This is a genomic window from Paenibacillus sp. DRB1-1 (assembly GCF_052119485.1).
Lineage (GTDB): Bacteria > Bacillota > Bacilli > Paenibacillales > Paenibacillaceae > Paenibacillus > Paenibacillus polymyxa_B.
Map to the genome: position 1 here is coordinate 3,991,117 of NZ_JBODQH010000001.1, position 16,889 is coordinate 4,008,005.

General features: G+C 46.4%; 12 protein-coding genes. 11 read left to right on the forward strand and 1 reads right to left on the reverse strand.

Translation table 11 applies throughout. The features are described from left to right. Positions 1-273: 273 nt before the first annotated feature. Positions 274-1,584 (reverse strand): uracil permease, encoded by a 1,311-nt coding sequence (uraA, locus tag ACQW03_RS17805; RefSeq protein ID WP_025720227.1) that lies wholly within the window; start codon positions 1,582-1,584, stop codon positions 274-276. A 269-nt stretch (positions 1,585-1,853) separates the two neighbouring features. Between uraA and ACQW03_RS17810 the strand changes: the two genes are divergently transcribed. The 11 genes from ACQW03_RS17810 to ACQW03_RS17860 all read left to right on the forward strand — a co-directional run bounded on the left by ACQW03_RS17810 (position 1,854) and on the right by ACQW03_RS17860 (position 16,623). After that, positions 1,854-4,031, forward strand: a complete 2,178-nt coding sequence (locus ACQW03_RS17810; RefSeq protein WP_025720225.1) for a RelA/SpoT family protein — start codon at positions 1,854-1,856, stop codon at positions 4,029-4,031. 138 nt (positions 4,032-4,169) lie between these two features. Further along, a complete protein-coding gene (dtd, locus tag ACQW03_RS17815; RefSeq protein ID WP_023989923.1) occupies positions 4,170-4,616 on the forward strand; it encodes a D-aminoacyl-tRNA deacylase in 447 nt (148 codons plus the stop codon). Between the two features lie 118 nt (positions 4,617-4,734). Next, entirely contained in the window at positions 4,735-4,896 is a 162-nt protein-coding gene (locus ACQW03_RS17820; protein WP_220025838.1) for a hypothetical protein, read from the forward strand. Between the two features lie 231 nt (positions 4,897-5,127). Beyond that, the gene (locus ACQW03_RS17825) at positions 5,128-5,634 is read left to right on the forward strand and encodes a type 1 glutamine amidotransferase domain-containing protein (protein ID WP_441950884.1); all 507 of its coding nucleotides are present in this window, start codon (positions 5,128-5,130) and stop codon (positions 5,632-5,634) included. 62 nt (positions 5,635-5,696) lie between these two features. Next, positions 5,697-6,167, forward strand: coding sequence for a hypothetical protein (locus tag ACQW03_RS17830; RefSeq protein ID WP_220025837.1), 471 nt, complete (start codon positions 5,697-5,699; stop codon positions 6,165-6,167). A 688-nt stretch (positions 6,168-6,855) separates the two neighbouring features. Beyond that, positions 6,856-8,100 carry a histidine--tRNA ligase gene (gene hisS, locus ACQW03_RS17835; RefSeq protein ID WP_220025836.1) on the forward strand — a complete coding sequence of 415 codons (1,245 nt, stop codon included), beginning with the start codon at positions 6,856-6,858 and terminating at the stop codon, positions 8,098-8,100. Positions 8,101-8,184: 84 nt separating this feature from the next. Then, complete coding sequence (gene aspS / locus ACQW03_RS17840) at positions 8,185-9,963, forward strand: aspartate--tRNA ligase (RefSeq protein WP_220025835.1); 1,779 nt, start codon at positions 8,185-8,187, stop codon at positions 9,961-9,963. Between the two features lie 143 nt (positions 9,964-10,106). Then, complete coding sequence (locus tag ACQW03_RS17845) at positions 10,107-10,856, forward strand: tRNA threonylcarbamoyladenosine dehydratase (RefSeq protein ID WP_013311554.1); 750 nt, start codon at positions 10,107-10,109, stop codon at positions 10,854-10,856. Between the two features lie 173 nt (positions 10,857-11,029). Continuing rightward, positions 11,030-12,328, forward strand: a complete 1,299-nt coding sequence (locus tag ACQW03_RS17850; protein ID WP_023989918.1) for an NCS2 family permease — start codon at positions 11,030-11,032, stop codon at positions 12,326-12,328. 97 nt (positions 12,329-12,425) lie between these two features. Next, the gene (locus ACQW03_RS17855) at positions 12,426-14,243 is read left to right on the forward strand and encodes an ABC transporter ATP-binding protein (protein ID WP_441950888.1); all 1,818 of its coding nucleotides are present in this window, start codon (positions 12,426-12,428) and stop codon (positions 14,241-14,243) included. Positions 14,244-14,481: 238 nt separating this feature from the next. Beyond that, the gene (locus ACQW03_RS17860) at positions 14,482-16,623 is read left to right on the forward strand and encodes a HelD family protein (RefSeq protein WP_441950890.1); all 2,142 of its coding nucleotides are present in this window, start codon (positions 14,482-14,484) and stop codon (positions 16,621-16,623) included. Positions 16,624-16,889: the final 266 nt, after the last annotated feature.

Genomic DNA, 16,889 nt, shown 5'->3' on the forward strand with positions numbered 1-16,889 from the left:
CAATTAATTTTTGTTTTATTTTTTGCTAAGCAGAAGCTAGATACGGAAATAAGTCAAAAATGCTGCTCGTTGCTTATCGAGGGTTAAAGCGGTTATTGCAACTAACTTGGATGGGGTGCTCTGGAGATGGATGAAGGAGTATCTATTTTAAAAAGGCTGTGCATAAAAAAACGCCGACACCATGGGAGACGGATCCTTACACGCTTATCTTAACAGCTCAAGCGTATTGATCCGTGACTCATGGAGCGGCGTTTTAAAGTTTAAAAACAGATATCAATCTGGTGTTTTCTCGGTTAGAGGTTCCTGCGATTTATCGTTGGACCAGCCGAGCACGTCAACCAGCTTGAAGAACAAGCTGAGGATGATGCCGATGATTGTAGCCAATGCCATACCTTTCAAGGTTACAGCGCCCCAAGTGAGCGTAGTACCGCTGATTCCGACAACAAGCACGATGGTCGCAAGCAGCATGTTGGTTGGCTTGGCGAAATCCACCTTTTGCTCAACGAAGATTCTTAGACCGGAGGCAGCGATGACGCCGAATAATAGTAAGGATACGCCGCCCATAACTGGAGCTGGAATATTAGAAACAATCGCTGAGAACGTGCCTGAGAAGGACAGCAAGATGGCAATGACAGCCGCTCCGCCAATGACCCATACAGAGTACACTTTAGTTAATGCCATGACACCAATATTTTCACCATAAGTCGTATTAGGTGTAGAACCGACAAAACCGGAAATGACGGTGGAAATACCGTTACCCAGCAGTGAGCGATGGAGACCAGGATCTTTGGACAACTCGCGCCCGACAATGTTGCTAGTCACAAGTAAGTGACCAATATGCTCTACGATGACAACCAGAGCAACAGGAAGAATCGTCAGCATAGCAGAGGTATTAAAAACTGGAGTGGTAATTGCAGGATGTCCGAAAAAAGGAGCGTCTGCAATGGCCTGTGTATTGACCATGCCCATAAAATAAGCAAGCACATAGCCCACTACGATACCGATCAGAATATGAATGATTTTGGCAAACCCGCGAAACAACACCGCACCCAGAACAGTGACCCCGAGTGTAACGAGCGAAAGAGTAATCGTTTTGGGATCTGGAGACCAGGCTTTAGTAGGATCGGCATTGATAATGCCTGCCATGCCTGCTGCAACCGGAACCAGTTCTAGACCGATTAAGGCTACGATGGAGCCCATAACAGCTGGAGGAAAAACGACGTCCAGCCAACGGGTTCCGGCATATTTGATCACCAGTGCGACGAGGCAGAAAATAATACCTGTAACGATGAAAGCACCGAGAGCCATAGCATAGCCGTTGCCGCCGGGATTGTTTTTAAGCACAAGACTGACGGGAGCGATAAAAGCGAAGCTGGAGCCGAGATAGGCGGGAATTTTGCCGCGGCAGATCCATATGTACAACAATGTGCCAATACCGTTCATTAGCAAAATCATGCCAGGATCGACGCCGAAAATATTCGGCACCAGCACAGTGCTGCCAAACATGGCAAACAAATGCTGTACGCTGAGCAGGAACCCGGGTCCTGCCGGTAGCTTTTCATTAACTTGAATTTCGCGTTGCAACGCAGTTCACTCCTTAGTTCTTTCAATTATTCTTATATACATTAATTACTTTTCGTAATTTTTTCAATATAATTCGTTTCATTTCGTCAACAATCCTCATTTTACTTATCCATGTGTGACAGAATAATGCGACAATGCCAAACCTGTAATAGTTGACGTGCGACGTGCTAACCGTCATAATTGTAGGAAATCACTTTTAAAAGGGAACCTTTGCGCGACATTGATCGGCGGGTTCCATTTTGCATAGAAAGGACACGGAATAGAGCAGAATGGGGATAGAGCAATTACTTAAAAAGGCCGGGGCCTATACCAGAGAAGCAGATCTTATCCGCATCAGGGACGCCTATGATTTTGCCGAGCAGGCCCATTCCGGCCAGACTCGTAAGTCCGGTGAACCTTATATTCTGCATCCGCTTGCGGTTGCTGATATCGTCGTTAATATGCAGATGGATACCATCTCCATTATCGCCGCTCTTTTACATGACGTTGTGGAGGATACGACGGTGTCTTTGGCGCAGATTCGCGAGCATTTTGGCGATACATGTGCGATGCTTGTCGATGGTCTGACGAAGCTGGAGCGTATCCAGTTCCGTTCCAAGGAAGAACAACAGAACGAAAATTATCGGAAAATGTTTATTGCTATGGCGCAGGACATTCGTGTCATCGTCATTAAGTTAGCAGATCGTCTGCATAACATGCGTACCTTGAAATATCAGTCAGAGGAAAGCCAGCGTCGGATCGCTTATGAAACACTAGAGATTTTCTGTCCGGTTGCAAACCGACTGGGTATTTCAGCCATTAAATGGGAAATGGAAGATATTGCTTTACGCTATCTGAATCCTCAGCAGTATTATCGCATCGCTAATTTGATGCATAAAAAGCGGGCAGAGCGGGAGCAGTTTATTGATAATGTCATACAACGTATCAGAGAAAAGCTGGAAGAAATGGGTATTCAGGCTGACCTGTCCGGACGCCCTAAACATATTTACAGTGTGTTTAAAAAAATGACGACGAAGAACAAGCAATTCAATGAAATATATGATTTGCTGGCGATTCGAATTATTGTGGATAACATTAAAGACTGTTACGCCACACTGGGGATTATCCATACGTTGTGGAAGCCAATGCCGGGGCGGTTTAAAGATTATATCGCTATGCCTAAGGCCAATATGTATCAGTCCCTTCATACGACAGTAGTAGGTCCCAACGGGGAGCCTACCGAGGTACAAATTCGCACAGTGGATATGCACCGTACCGCTGAATTCGGGATTGCGGCCCATTGGGCCTATAAAGAAGGAAACGGAGCAAACAACACTAACTTTGAGGATAAAATCACCTTTTTTCGAGAAATTCTGGAGCTGCAAAATGAAGCGAAGGATGCGTCGGAATTTGTAGAATCGCTCAAAATGGACTTTTTCTCAGACCTTGTGTTTGTGTTTACTCCTAAGGGAGAGGTCATTGAGTTGCCGGCCGGATCCGTTCCCCTGGACTTTGCTTTCCGTATTCATACCGAAGTTGGCAATCGAACGATTGGCTCTAAGGTAAATGGAAGAATCGTACCTTTGGATTATCGACTTAAAACCGGTGATATTGTCGAAATTATGACGTCCAAGCATTCTTATGGACCTAGTCAGGACTGGCTCAAAATTGCTCAGTCCTCTCACGCGCGCAGTAAAATCAAACAATGGTTCAAGAAAGAAAAGCGTGAGGAGAATGTTGAAAAAGGCCGCGAAAATCTGGAACGTGAGCTAAGAAAACGTGATATCGAGCCATCGGTGTGGATGAGCGACGACAAGCTTCAGGAAGTGGCACAGAAGTTCTCTTTTAACGATTCCGAAGATATGCTGTCTGCGATTGGTTTTGGTGGTATAACTGCAGCGCAGGTCTGTACACGTTTGACAGAGAAGCTGCGTAAGGAACAAGAAGAGGCACGGTTGATCGAATTGACGACCGAGGTCAAGGAGTACAAGCCGCAGGGCGAGCGGAAAAAAACACCCACTAACGGTGTCAGCGTCAGAGGCGTCGATAATTTGCTCGTTCGTTTTGCACGATGTTGTAATCCCGTACCGGGAGATGACATCATTGGATATGTAACACGTGGACGCGGCGTATCCGTTCACCGGACGGATTGCCCGAATATTCCTTCGGGTACGGGCGAAGACCAGGCGCGTGTGATTGAAGTGGAGTGGGAAGAAGCAGCGGAAGTCAATTACAGCGTCGATATTGAGATTACGGGGCATGATCGTAACGGTTTGCTGAATGAAGTGCTTCAGGCCATTTCTGAGAATAAAACCAGCTTCTCGGCCGTTACAGGTCGTACAGATAAAAATAAAATGGCGATGATTCACATCACGATTCTCATTCGCAACACGGATCATTTGCATTCTGTTGTCGAACGGATTAAACGGGTGAAGGATGTATACACCGTGCATCGGATTATGCAATAACCTTGTTAAAGCGTATAGATAGGTTTATAGCCTTTGTAACACATCTTGGGTAGAAAGACCCATAGGCTGCTAAAAGAGCCGTAATACGGCTGTGAGCACCTTTTAAAAGGGAAGGTTAAAGGAGATATCGGATAGGCGATGAAGATCATTATTCAGCGCTGTAAAGACGCTCAGGTAACGGTGAATCAAAAGGTGGTCGGCAAGATTGGAACCGGATTAATGCTGCTGGTTGGTATTGGTCAGGGAGATACAGCAGCCGATGCCGTTTATTTGGCGGATAAAACAGCGGGATTACGTATATTTGAGGATGCTGAAGGTAAAATGAATGACAGCGTTCTGGATGTCGGTGGAGCCATTTTGTCTGTCTCTCAATTTACGTTGTATGGTGACTGCCGTAAAGGAAGAAGGCCTAACTTTATGGGGGCGGCCAAACCTGAGGAAGCAGAGAAGCTGTATGATTTCTTCAACAGTCAGCTTCGAGCCAAGGGCCTGGAGGTAGAAACGGGAATTTTTGGGGCTATGATGGATGTTTCATTGACGAACTGGGGCCCAGTGACACTGATTTTGGATACCGAACGTTCGTAACTATGCGTTCATGGCGTGATCTGAGTAGAATAAAATAGCTGTTCAGAGGGACCATAATGTCATCCCGATTGGTGATTAGCCAGGCGGATAGCCTAAGGGTGACAGGAGAGACGAAGCTATGCGTCAAACCCCAAAAATGGACGGGCATCGAAGCACTGTGCTGCTTTTTCCCGGTAGTATGCAGGAGGCAATCAGCCTTTCTCGTAATGCTGATACGTTATTACAGCATGTTGCAACAGCCATCGACAAGCCGGGACGCGGTGCTTTGCCGCGCAGGTAACATCGTGTTAAATGTAGCGTTAATGAGGGGCTACCCGAAAGCAGCACAAAGAGGTCAAAAATAACATATGTAGCATCGAATTAGTGCAGGAGCCGAAAGGCTCCTTTTTCTTTTCCACCGCTGCGAATTGTTATAAAAACTGATCAAGCGGGTAATAACAAAGCGTGGTAGACAAACAAACTTAATTTTAAACTTGTTTTGAGGATAACCGGAAAGGAGATCTGAACATTAATGAGTAAAATTGCATTTTTATTGGCTGACCAATTTGAAGATTCCGAAATGAAGGTACCTTATGATGAATTAAAAAAGGCTGGACATGAGGCAGATATTGTTGGGCTGAAGCAAGGTGAGAAAGTGAGCGGTAAGCAAGGTAAAGCAAGCTACACTATTGAAAAAGCCATTGCAGATGTGAAATCAAGTGATTATGATGCAGTTGTTATTCCCGGCGGATCCTCCCCGGAAAATCTACGACTGGATGCAAATGTTCTGAAATTTGTGACTGAAATTAATGAGTCCAAAAAAACGATAGGCGCTATCTGTCACGGGCCACAAATTTTGGCGAGTGCTGATTTGTTACAAGGCCGGACGATTACAGCTTATCCTCCATTGAAAGATGACTTGATTAATGCGGGTGCTCATTTTGAGGATCAAGAGGCGGTTGTGGACGGTAACTTTATTACGTCTCGGACCCCTAAGGATGAGCCAGCCTTTGTGCGTGAGTTATTAAAAGTATTGTAATTAGAACGCGAATATTTTCTTAGATTAATGCCAGTACAATTCCCAAACGAGGAGGATTTGATATGGCAAAACAGATTCAGGTTTATTTTCGCACAGAAGATGAAGCTGAGGGTGCCAGAGCTTCGCTTCAAGCTTATAGAACCGAACATTTGGAAGTAGGTGCTTTGGATGATGCGCTCGGCCGGGAGACGAGAGTTTTAATTCCGCTGGTCCCCTATAACAATACAGGCTCTGTGAGCACAGGAGGCTCTGCAGGTGCGGCAATCCCTGCGGCGGGTGCTTATGGCGAGAATATTCTACCAGATGCGAAGGATGACCAAATTAACTCTGGCTCAGCCCAAAGGGATCTGGATGAAGATCGGAACGGAACAACGAATCATGACGGAGGGTTGCTCCGTGCGACAGATGTTTATATTAACGGTGATCAAGATGAATTGCGGTATGTATTATCAGCAAAGGTGAATGATGCCGATTATGATGAGGTCATTTATAAGCTACGTTCCAATCGTGGATATGTATCGCAGTTGGATTAAAGCTGGGAGCGCGCCACAAGATTGTCGATACTTGAGGGATTTAGCCACAAAAGAGTGACTGTAATACAATTGTAATATTCGAAACATCATTCCTTAATATTCGTTGTTTATAATAACAGCATGACCCCCTTTTGATATATCTTTTTTAACCTGCGGACCGTTTCCGCAGGTTATTTTCTTTTTATAAGCCTTATTTGTCCGATTATAGGGAGAATGTCTTGACTTTGTCGAAGCGGTTCATTAAAATCATAAAATAATGAAAAATGATTTGATGACGGGACCAAGTACTCCGAACCCACAAGCGCAGAGAGGAATTTCCAGGCTGTAAAAATTCCCTTGATGAGCGGATGAATGACCTCCCCGAGAACAGGCGGCGAACAATTGAGGAAACCCTACTGAAAGTACATTGCAATTGTGCCGACAGTGGATGGTCCTGCATAATAGCCGTACTGCGCGTTACGGGCGTTATACGTATGAGCGGAGTCAGTATAATGCTGACGGGCAATGAGTGATTCTTATGCTGGTTGTCTGGGCAAACTCCGGAATGTGGGTGGTACCACGGGTGATTGTAAACGACAATCCCTCGTCCCTGTTAATGTTAACAGGACGAGGGATTTTTTGTTTTATATTGAAAGTGGAGCAAGAAGAAAGTGCACAATACGAAATACAACGATGGGGGGATACGTTAATGGCCTTTCAAAAACCGACAGGAACACAGGATTTGCTGCCGGGCAGTGTAGAAAAGTGGCAAGTTGTCGAGGAAAAAGCCCGTGAGATTAGCCGCCGCTTTAATTACCGAGAGATTCGTACGCCAATGTTCGAACAAACGAATTTGTTCGTTCGAGGTGTGGGTGAAACGACGGATGTGGTGGAAAAAGAAATGTATACTTTTGAGGATAAAGGGAAGCGCAGCATGACTTTGCGTCCGGAAGGAACAGCAGGGGTTGTCCGCTCCTATGTGGAGAACAAACTATACGGGGAGCCGGATGTAACTAAGCTGTATTATATCGGCCCGATGTTCCGGTATGAGCGTCCACAGGCTGGGCGTCAGCGCCAGTTTCACCAATTTGGAATTGAAGCATTTGGTGCGGTCGATCCGGCGTTGGATGCAGAAGTTATTGCTTTCGGGTATCAATTCTGCCGTGAGCTGGGCTTGAAAGGAGTAAAGGTGGAGATTAACTCTGTCGGTAATGCAGCCAGCCGGGCAGCTTATCGTCAGCATTTGGTGGACTTCTTGATGCCAATTAAGGATACGTTGACCAAGGAGAGCCAAGCACGCATTGAGCGTAATCCGCTGCGAGTGCTGGATAGCAAAGATGACCAGGACAAATTTGGAGGTGCACCTTCGATTTTGGATAGCTTGGACGAGGAATCTCGCACACACTTTGAGAAAGTGAAGCAAAATTTGGATGCCATGGGCGTGGAATATACAGTTAACCCGCGTTTGGTACGGGGGCTGGATTATTATACGTTGACAGCGTTCGAATTCAAAGCTGAAGGAATTGGTGCCATAGACACGATCGGTGGAGGCGGCCGCTACAACGGATTGGTTGGAGATCTGGGCGGACCGGATCAGCCAGGCATTGGTTTTGGCATTGGACTGGAGCGAATTCAGCTGATCCTGGAGCATCAAGGTGTCAAACTGAACGAAGCCAAGCCGTTAGATATCTATATGGTAGCGTTGGGAGAAGCAGCAGAAACGGAAGTAACCAAACAACTATTCAAGTTGCGTCAAGCCGGATTTTCCGCAGAACGAGATTATCTGGGGCGTAAAATGAAGGCACAGATGAAATCAGCCGATCGCTTTAAAGCAAGGTATACTGCGATTCTGGGTGAGGATGAGCTGGTTCAAGGTGAAATTGCACTGAAAAACATGGAAACTGGCGAGCAGCGTACCGTTAAGCTGGATCAGCTGGTGGAAGAATTAGGATAAACAAAATGATGTAACATCAATCAGTGGAGCTTCTTCTGGTTGTCATATAGCATTAACTACTAAACATAAACAGGAGTGTGTATTATGAAAAGGAGTCATGAGTGCGGCGCATTGACCCATGCGCATATCGGAGAAACAGTTACATTGAACGGTTGGGTACAAACCCGTCGTGATTTGGGGGGCGTGCTTTTTATTGACCTGCGCGACCGTAGCGGAATTGTACAAATTGTGTTTAATCCGGCATATTCCGGTGACGCACTGCAAATTGCGGATCGTGTTCGTAGTGAATATGTGCTTGAGGTTACCGGTACCATTGTTAAGCGTGATGCAGAAACGGTTAACCCGAACCTGCCTACAGGTGAAATTGAAGTACGTGTCACTGAAATCGAAGTATTGAATGCGTCCAAAACACCTCCGTTCTTCATTGAAAATGGTGTAGAAGTGGACGAGTCTCTGCGTTTGAAATACCGTTATTTGGACCTGCGTCGTCCGGAAATGTACCAGACGTTGAAACTGCGCTCCAAAGCAGCAAAAATATTCCGTGACTTCCTGGACGGAGAAGAGTTCGTCGAGGTGGAAACACCAATTTTGACGAAAAGTTCCCCAGAGGGCGCACGTGATTATCTGGTACCTAGCCGGGTGCATGAAGGTGAGTTTTTCGCCTTGCCGCAATCGCCACAACTGTACAAGCAATTGCTGATGGTGGGTGGCCTGGAGCGCTACTACCAAATTGCACGTTGTTTCCGTGATGAAGATTTGCGTGCTGACCGTCAGCCTGAATTTACGCAGGTCGACATCGAGACCTCCTTCATGCAACAGGATGACTTGCTGCCAATGATGGAGCGTCTTATGGTGAAATTGTTCAAAGAAACCGTTGGGGTAGAACTGGAAACACCGTTCCAACGGATTACACATGCCGATGCGATGGACAAATACGGCTCGGACAAGCCAGACCTGCGTTTTGGCATGGAGTTGATTAAAGTCAATGATATCGTGGCAACTAGTGGTGTAAAAGTATTCGCTTCCGTAATTGAAAAGGGTGGCGAAGTAAAAGTCCTCAATGCCAAAGGATGTGGCACTTGGAGCCGTAAGGACATTGATGACCTGGGTCCTTATGCTGCACGCTATGGAGCTAAAGGCTTGGCTTGGATTCAAGTGAAGGAAGGCGAATTCAAGGGACCTATCGTTAAATTCTTCACACCAGAAGAAATCGAAGCATTGAAGGAGCGCACAGGAGCCGAAGAAGGCGATCTGTTACTCTTCTCTGCAGATAATAAAAAGGTAGTTGCTGATGTATTGGGCGCACTTCGTCTGAAAATTGGCCGTCATTTAGGCCTCATCGACGATAACAAATTTAAATTTGCCTGGGTTGTAGACTTCCCGCTTCTCGGCTATGACGAAGAACAAAAACGTTATGTGGCGGAACACCATCCGTTCACTCGTCCGAAGGACGAAGACCTTGGCCTCTTGGATACCGATCCAGGTCAAGTTCGTGCTCAAGCCTATGACATCGTACTGAACGGCTACGAAGTGGGCGGCGGCTCGATGCGGATTTACAAACGTGATGTTCAGGAGAAAATGTTCAAAGCTCTCAACCTGGCGCCGGAAGAAGTTACTGATAAATTCGGCTATCTGTTAGATGCGTTCGAATATGGTACGCCTCCACATGGTGGTATTGCCTTCGGTTTTGACCGCCTTGTGATGTTGCTTGCAGGTCGTACAAACTTGCGCGAAACGATTGCATTCCCGAAAACAGCTAGTGCGACAGACCTGCTTATGGATGCACCAGCCGAAGTAGATCAAGCTCAATTGGAACAGCTTCATATCCGTATTGCTCCGAAGCCTGTTGCTCCTAAAGCTTAAGACGTTTGCAAGTGCCATCCATTGGCATGTGATTAGCTTATAGAATGCCATGAACCCGTTACCCTCATATGGATAATGGGTTCGTGGTTTGTATGCTGGAGTTCAAGCATAGAGTTTAAATCAGTGAGGGAGGATATACCATATTGTTGCATCAATTTTCACGAACGGAACTGGCTATCGGAACTGAAGGTCTAGAGGTTATGAAAAATAGCACGGTGGCCGTGCTGGGTATCGGCGGTGTCGGTTCGATTGCAGTGGAAGCACTGGCGCGCACGGGTGTTGGACGTATCATTCTGATTGATAAAGATGTTGTAGATATCACCAATATTAATCGCCAGATACATGCGTTGACAACGACGGTAGGCCAAAAAAAGGCTGATCTGATGGTAGAGCGTGTGAAACTGATTAATCCTGAATGTGAAGCGATTGCACTGAACATGTTTTATACGGAAGAAACATATGAGGAGCTGTTCAAGTACGAACTGGATTATGTGCTGGATGCTTCGGATACGATTATTTACAAAATTCATTTGATTAAGGAATGCCTGAAACGGGGGATTCCGATGATCTCCAGTATGGGTGCTGCGAACAAAATGGATCCGAGTCGTTTTCAAGTTGCGGATATTTCCCAGACGAGAATGGACCCGATTGCCCGTGTCATCCGCACCAAGTTGCGCAAGGAAGGTATTACCAAAGGCGTCAAGGTTGTATTCTCGGATGAAGAACCCATGAAGCCACGTGAAGAAATTACAAAAAAAATTGTACCTGCAAACGCACCTGAAATCCGGAAGGCGAAGCAGCCGCCTGCAAGCAATGCATTTGTACCTCCGGTAGCAGGACTGATCATGGTTAGTGTAGCCGTGAAGGATTTATTAGAACATGCTGGTGTGTAAGTTGCAAAAATAGCATGGCAGTGCATTCGTAGATTTACATCAGTATGTATTCACTTTAAGACCTGTAGTTCTGTGCATCACATCCTTTGTGTCACAGTTGCTACAGCTCTTTTTTGTTTTGAAAAAGCGCAGTTTACTGCAAACAGATTGAACAACTGCTGGAGGGTTTTGGTATGAAGGATGGACTGTGGTCCAGAAGTCTCGGTTTCAAGCCCGAGCATCATTGGAAAAAGGAATTAGCCGCTGGGGCCATTTCTTATTTTTCCGTTGTATACATTGTTATGGTTAATGCAACTATTTTGGCAGATGCCGGGATTCCCCTCCAAGGGGCGATGCTCGGGACGCTGCTGACATCGATGATCGGCTGTCTGCTTATGGCTTTTGGTGGGAAATCTCCAATGGTCGTTGTACCAGGGATGGGGATTAATGCCTTTTTCACTTATACGCTCGTACATTCTATGAAGCTGAGTTGGCAGGAAGCGTTGATGGTGGTTGCCATTACAGGGATCTTATTCGCCATTGTGGCCTTTACATCATTATACAAGCTGATTAGCCAAGCGATTCCCCATAATTTGCAGCACGGAATTACGGTAGGCATTGGTTTGTTTTTAACCTTTATCGGATTGCAAAAAAGCGGCATCGTGATTGCTCATCAGACGACTTTTGTGGCTATTGGCCATTTTAATGATCCCAAGGTAATTACGGCTTGTGTAACGTTGCTGCTCGCTATTGTATTGTTTGTGCGTAACGTTCAGGGAGGTTTACTAATTAGCATTTTGGCGGGAACTGGGCTTGCTTATATACTGGGAGCTGTAGAGCCTACAAGCACGGTACGAACCTCTGAAACGGTGCGACAGTATGGGCAATTGTTTGGAGAGCTTTCCTTTTCAGGCATTGTCTCGGTAGCTTTTTGGATCGCTGTCTTTTTGCTCCTACTCATTGTGCTATTCGAGAATATTGGTATGATTACTGCACAAACCAACATGATCGGAAGACCGGATTTATTTAAAAACAGCTTGCGTGTGTTGGCTGTAACCAATATCTTTGCCGGTATTTTGGGTAGCAGTCCGGCGGTAGCCGCTGCGGAATCGACGGCTGGTATTGCAGCAGGCGGACGCTCGGGAATGACACCGCTGGTAACTGCTATTTTATTCGGAGCGACGTTTTTCTTTATTCCCCTGTTGGCTTATATTCCTGACAGTGCCATTGCGCCCGTGTTGATCATTATTGGGGGTCTAATGGTGCAAAATGTGCGAGAGATGGATTTCAGTGATTTTACTGAAGCGTTTCCTGCATTTCTGATCATGGTGATGATGCCCTTTACTTACAGTATTGTAGACGGGATGGCATTTGGTTTTATTGCATACCCCGTAGCCAAGCTGGCAGCAGGACGGGGCAAGGAAGTGCCTGTCGCATTATATATCATTTCTGTACTGTTTGTGGCTAACTTTGTGCTTCATTCTCTGGTGTAGTAAACTCGAAGATAGATTGTACTGTTCATACCCGCGCAGAGCGCGGGTGTTGTTGTTTGAACAAGAATGGTCAGACAGGAAGCGAGGTTGATGGTATATGGAAAAAGAACATCATATAAACCAAGATGAGCAGGAAGACCGGATGAAGGAAAAGCCAGGTAAAAGACCGGATAAGGCTGGCATGGGGCGGTTTATCAAATTGATTGCGAGTGCGCATCCGCCCAAGGCCATTCTGATCATCGCCCTGATTCTGACCCTGATTCAGACCATTGCTGGTTTAATCGTACCCATGATGACCAAAGGGTTGATTGATGGCTTAACCTTTTCTTCATTAAACCGTATGGTCATTGTTGGTCTGCTTGGCGCTTTTGTGCTTCAAGCGGTGGCTTCGGCGGTTTCTATCTATATGTTGAACTATGCTGGGCATAAGATTGTGGCTAATTTGCGCAAACGCTTATGGCATAAAATCTTATCTCTACCTATCCCTTACTTTGATCGAAATCGGTCAGGAGATACGATGAGTCGTGTCACCAATGATACAAGCCTGATTATGAACTTAATTACGGAGTATCTAGTCAATCTGATTTCTAATTTGATTGCAATTATTGGTGGTATTGCATTGTTATTTTATCTGGATTGGGTGATGACGCTCATTATTATGGCTATTGTTCCGCTAACAGCCCTGATTTTATTTCCGGTAGGCAGAAAAATGTACCGTATCTCCAAAAAACAGCAGGATGAGATGGCAGATCTAACCTCAGTGTTGAGTCAGGTTATCGGCGAAATCAGACTGGTGAAGGCCTACGGAACCGAAAGCAGAGAGGCTCAGGCCGGTGAGGATCGTATTTACCGGATGTTCCGCTTCGGTTTGCAAGAGTCACGCATCCTGGCCCTTGTAGGTCCCATTTCTACCTTCTTGTTGACTGCAGTGCTGGTCATTATATTGGGTGTTGGTGGTGTTCGCGTCGCATCGGGTGTGCTGACCGCCGGGGATTTGGTGGCTTTTATTTTGCTGCTGTTTCAGGTGATCACACCGATGGCACAATTCACGACCCTGTATTCACGTCTACAAAAGGTGGTTGGGGCTACTGAACGGATCCAGACTATTTTAGATCATGAAGAGGAACCGCTCGAGTTGAAGCAGGAAGCGGCAAAAGAGAGCAGAGATATTATACTTCGTGATGTTGCCTTTTCTTATACCGAAGGTGAAGAGGTCCTTCATAATGCGAACTTGGTCATTCCGGCTAACCGGACGACAGCATTCGTGGGGCCGAGCGGGAGTGGGAAGTCCACCTTATTTTCATTGTTGGAACGCTTTTATGTGCCAGATACAGGGGAAATTCGTTATGGAGACGAACCGATATCGTCATATACACTTTCCTCCTGGCGCTCCAAAATTGGTTATGTATCGCAGGAAAGCTCAATGATGACCGGAACGGTCAGAGATAACATTACATATGGCTTGGGACGCGAAGCTGACTTGGAAGAAGTGAGACGAGCAGCCACGATGGCGTATGCGGATACATTCATTATGGATCTACCTCAAGGCTACAATACTGAGGTGGGAGAACGGGGAATGAAGCTGTCCGGAGGGCAGCGTCAACGGATCGCTATTGCGCGTGCGCTTCTTCGTAGCCCTGACATTCTCATGCTGGATGAGGCTACATCTAGTCTGGACAGCTCATCTGAGCATGAGGTACAGAAGGCCCTAGCGAACTTGATGGAAGGACGCACGACGATTGTCATTGCTCATCGCTTGTCTACGGTGGTTCACTCCGATCAGATTATCGTGTTGGACAAGGGCAAGGTGACCGGTGCAGGAACTCATACTGAGTTATTAGAGTCCCATCAGGTGTACCGTGAGCTGGCTCAAAAGCAGTTTGTGGAGATGGGGGAGAGGAGTATGGAGCATTAGAGGCCGCTGCGCGTGTGATTTGATCCTCCGATCGTTCCGCTTCTTCGGATTCAAATCACCCGCTCCATTGGTGCCGCGAAGCTTCATACTTTTGTGAAAGAGTAGGGAAATAGGTGTATTAGGAAATAAGGTTGGATTTTTATGGTTAAATGTGTTACGCTTACTTTCCTTTTTTTGTGTCGGAGCAAGTGAATGCGATGCAGAAATCGAGACTTGATATTCTTAGGAGGTAACTGAAATGGAGATTGAGTTTCAAAGTGCCTATCAAGAAGAACAGCATAGGCTGTCGCTTGCTATGGAGGAAATTGATCGGAGATTGGAACGGCTTCGCAATACGCCGGTGTACACCGGGCATGATTTTACGGAGCAAGTGCTGGAATCGGCACGGGAGGAAAAACGTCAGGCTTTGGCCAAAAGCTCGCAGGAGCCTTATTTTGGTCGTATGGATTTTGACGAGCGTGGTAGAGGGCAGCGGAAGCCACTTTATATCGGTAAAATTGGAGTGGAGCGTGAAGAAACGTCAGCGTATCCGCTGGTGATTGATTGGCGTGCACCGATTGCCAGCTTGTTTTATTCGTTTACAGGTGGTGAAGAAACCGCGTCCTACGAAGCTCCTGAGGGAACCATTGAGGGCTTGGTCTATCTGAAGCGTAACGTAGTCATTCGGAAAAAAATCCTGGAACGGGTAGCCGATACATACAATCGTGAAAGCGACGAGCCTGCCGTTTCCGATGAGTTTCTCGTTTATCGTTTGGGAGAAAACAAGGATAACCGTTTACGGGATATCGTATCTACCATTCAGGCGGAGCAGGATCAGATCATCCGCGCGGCCAAAAATACAGCCCTCGTTATTCAGGGGGTAGCGGGTAGTGGCAAGACGACGGTAGCGCTGCATCGTCTCGCATTTTTGCTGTATCAATACAAGGATCAGGTATCAGCGGACAAAATGGTAATTTTCGCACCAAACCATATGTTCCTTGACTATATTTCAGATGTACTTCCAGAGCTGGGGGTCGGGAATATTCAGCAAAGTACATTTGCAGACTGGGCACTGGACTTATTGGGTTTGGATTTACCTTTGGCTGATCCTGCCGAAACATTATCTTATTGGTTTGAGAGTGGCAGTCTGAGAAAGGAATCCATGGATGAGGCGCCGGGAAGATTCAAGGGTTCGGTTCACTTTATGGAGTTGCTTCAAGCTTTTGTTGAACGACTGGAGCCCATCTCCGTGCCCGAGGGGGATTTTTCACCATGGGATGGAGCGGTGCTGCCACAAGCTGAGATTTTGAATTGGTTTAATGAGGAATATAAGCCTTATCCGCTCGCGAAGCGGAAGGAGCGTGTGCTGGCAAGAGTCCACCGCTGGATTGAAATGGAACTGAAAAAGTCGCCTTCGGCGGCAGCGCTCAAGGAACGCAAGAAAAAGGCAGGGACACGGGAAAAGGCATATGCTAAAAAATGGCCACAATATGACGCACTGACGCTCTATAAGCAGCTTTTTCAGGCAGCTAAAGGGTTACCCGCAGATACGGCTGCGGAGATGAAGTCTTCTCTGCCAACTGCTATTTTTAAGACCACACAGTCGGACCTGCGAAAACAGATTATCCGTGAAGAAGATCTGACTGCGTTAGTGTATCTTCACGTGCTGATTCATGAGGTAGAGTCATCTCAACGTTTTGACCATGTGGTCATTGATGAAGCGCAGGATTTTTCACCTTTTCATATCGCATTGCTGGATTTGTTCGTGAAAGGGCATTCCTTCACTATACTGGGCGATTTATCGCAGGGCATTCATGAATACCGTGGCGTACATGCGTGGGAGGAAATGAGTTCTCTTTTTGCGCCGGAACATACAGGGTATTTTGCACTTACGCGGAGCTATAGATCAACCTTGGAAATTATAGAATTTGCAAACACGATTTTGGAGCAGGGAGTTCGCGGCGGTATTACGGCAGTTCCGGTATTTCGTAGTGGCGATCCGGTGCGCACTATGTCTTACGACTCATCGGTGCGTGAGCAGAGTTTGCTCACCGCTCTAAAAGAGCTGTCCTCCAAGGAGTATCGTACTGTTTCTGTGCTGACCCGTACCTTAAAAGAGGCTGTGGAGCTACATGAGGTTTTCACAAGCGCGGGGTTGGATGTGAATTTGATTGACGGTGGTAAAAAGCAATATGAAGGCGGTTTGTCGGTACTGCCTGTGTACCTATCCAAAGGTCTGGAGTTCGATGCAGTTATTGTGGCGGATGCCGACCATGAGCATTATGGGGAACGGGCATGGGATGCCAAGCTGCTGTATGTAGGATGTACTCGTGCGCTGCATGAGCTGTGGCTATTGCATGATGGCTCACTTCCTAGTTACGTACAGGCACAGACGGAGTAAGCAGGAAAAGCGTTGTAAAGCATCGCCTGAGTTGTTGTATTCCTTTTTGTTTACTGTTTATCTTAGTGATGGAAATTAGGAAGTCATGTTAGTCGAAGAACAGCCACGAAATTCATCTTTCGTCTAAGGCTGTTCTTTCTTTTTTGTGGGCGACTGACTTGGAGATCTACAGCCGTGCCATGACCATGCTATCTGCAACTTGTTAACGGATATGGTAGAATAAGAGGCGGTTTACACTGTATCAGGATTATAGATGACTTGAATTT

Bases quoted from the DNA above. Each gene is read 5' to 3' on its own strand.
- ACQW03_RS17810 (WP_025720225.1), top strand. From the start codon at position 1,854: ATGGGGATAGAGCAATTACTTAAAAAGGCCGGGGCCTATACCAGAGAA.
- dtd (WP_023989923.1), top strand. From the start codon at position 4,170: ATGAAGATCATTATTCAGCGCTGTAAAGACGCTCAGGTAACGGTGAAT.
- ACQW03_RS17820 (WP_220025838.1), top strand. From the start codon at position 4,735: ATGCGTCAAACCCCAAAAATGGACGGGCATCGAAGCACTGTGCTGCTT.
- ACQW03_RS17825 (WP_441950884.1), top strand. From the start codon at position 5,128: ATGAGTAAAATTGCATTTTTATTGGCTGACCAATTTGAAGATTCCGAA.
- ACQW03_RS17830 (WP_220025837.1), top strand. From the start codon at position 5,697: ATGGCAAAACAGATTCAGGTTTATTTTCGCACAGAAGATGAAGCTGAG.
- hisS (WP_220025836.1), top strand. From the start codon at position 6,856: ATGGCCTTTCAAAAACCGACAGGAACACAGGATTTGCTGCCGGGCAGT.
- aspS (WP_220025835.1), top strand. From the start codon at position 8,185: ATGAAAAGGAGTCATGAGTGCGGCGCATTGACCCATGCGCATATCGGA.
- ACQW03_RS17850 (WP_023989918.1), top strand. From the start codon at position 11,030: ATGAAGGATGGACTGTGGTCCAGAAGTCTCGGTTTCAAGCCCGAGCAT.
- ACQW03_RS17855 (WP_441950888.1), top strand. From the start codon at position 12,426: ATGGAAAAAGAACATCATATAAACCAAGATGAGCAGGAAGACCGGATG.
- ACQW03_RS17860 (WP_441950890.1), top strand. From the start codon at position 14,482: ATGGAGATTGAGTTTCAAAGTGCCTATCAAGAAGAACAGCATAGGCTG.